The 265-nt window shown below is 50.6% G+C and carries 2 tRNA genes; both read left to right on the forward strand.

The annotated features are described in order from the left end of the window. Nucleotides 1-5: 5 nt before the first annotated feature. Nucleotides 6-76: transfer RNA gene (locus SORDD05_RS09700), tRNA-Gly, on the forward strand. A 34-nt stretch (nt 77-110) separates the two neighbouring features. Further along, nucleotides 111-184, forward strand: a tRNA-Ile gene (locus SORDD05_RS09705). The last annotated feature ends 81 nt before the right edge of the window (nt 185-265 follow it).

A 265-nucleotide genomic window follows, 5' to 3' on the forward strand; every position in this document is an offset into this window, starting at 1 on the left:
TTTTAGCGGGTGTAGTTTAGTGGTAAAACTACAGCCTTCCAAGCTGTTGTCGCGAGTTCGATTCTCGTCACCCGCTTTGAACTTTGTTCAAATTACCAAGTTTTTAACTTGGGCGCGTAGCTCAGGTGGTTAGAGCGCACGCCTGATAAGCGTGAGGTCGGTGGTTCGAGTCCACTCGTGCCCATTTATGAATATGGTCCGTTGGTCAAGGGGTTAAGACACCGCCTTTTCACGGCGGTAACACGGGTTCGAATCCCGTACGGAC

Origin of the sequence: Streptococcus oralis (genome assembly GCF_001578705.1) — a bacterium.
Taxonomy (GTDB): Bacteria; Bacillota; Bacilli; order Lactobacillales; family Streptococcaceae; genus Streptococcus; species Streptococcus oralis_J.